Raw genomic sequence first — 1123 nt, forward strand, 5'->3', positions numbered from 1 at the left:
AAAGGCACTTCCTTGCTGAAAGGGTTGAACTTCAACCCGTAGAACTGGGTGAACATCACTTCTCACCCGCCTCTTCACTTTTGAGCAGTTCGGCAAAGGAGACGGCTGGTACCGGAATCTCACTGATACTCGGGGTTAGAGGTTTATCTTCCGGGCCGGTATCGGTATTTTTGAGGGCCGGGCGGCCGCGGCCTCTCCTTTTCAGCTGCGCGTTGGCATAGAAATCAACCTGTCTGGCCTCGCCCACTTTCAGGCCGTCTTTGTAGAGCAGCACAGGGCGGGCGGGGTTTCCCAGCCACTCGGGTTCATACCTGACTTCCAGGCGTGTGCCGGCAAACTGCTGGTCCGTCTCGTAGAGTATGTTATCTAATGGGAAGGTAGCGTCGTGATTAATTTTGCGCGTTACCCGCAAAAGGAAGCTTTCGTCTAAAAAGACCGGGTTGGAAACCATTTTCACCGCATGTGCCTGGGACATAAAGTAATCCAGGGGGCTCATACCAAGTGCACTGTGCGTTTTGCGCTGGTAATCCGTCTCCAGCCACTGCCAGAAAGCAAGGTTCAACTCCTCTAAGGATTTAATCCTGTCCGGTTCCAGGCGGCTTAAAAAACGCATCCTGACGGTGCGGAAAAAACGTTCCACTTTACCCTTGGCCTGCGGAGCAAAAGGTTCGGTGTGCAGTAAAGTGCACCCCAGGCCGGCACAGATCATGGCCAGCTGACCGCAGCGGTAAACCTTTCCGTTATCGGTGTAAATCATTTTCGGTATGCCCCGTTTTAAAATTGCTTCTTTTAAAACGGTCCTTACCGCTGTAAAGTTCTGTTCCCAGCAGAACTGGGCTGCTGTAACCAGACGTGAAGCATCGTCGATGAAAGCAATGAGGTAAGTTTGCTTTTTGGCCCGGCCTGCCTTTAAACGGGGGCCGTACATGATATCCGTCTGCCAGAGTTCATTCACCCACTGGTGGGAAAACCGTTTGACCTCTTTTTCCTCCGCATCGGGGCGGCTATCAGCGGCCAGGTCCGGGTTTTGGGCCAGAAAACGGTAGAAGGTGGACAAAGAGAGCCTGTCCGGCGTGAACACACCGTCTTTGACCAGTTCCTCATAAAGCAGGGTGCCGAAAAG

The 1123-nt window shown here is 53.0% G+C and carries 1 protein-coding gene; it reads right to left on the reverse strand.

All coding sequences use genetic code 11. The features are described 5' to 3' along the window. Positions 1-55 precede the first annotated feature (55 nt). The coding region (locus BR83_RS16150) for a DDE-type integrase/transposase/recombinase (RefSeq protein WP_034635625.1) at positions 56-1123 on the reverse strand (1068 nt) is incomplete at its 5' end.

Origin of the sequence: Desulfofundulus thermocisternus DSM 10259, from assembly GCF_000686645.1 — a bacterium.
Classification (GTDB): Bacteria; Bacillota; Desulfotomaculia; order Desulfotomaculales; family Desulfovirgulaceae; genus Desulfofundulus; species Desulfofundulus australicus.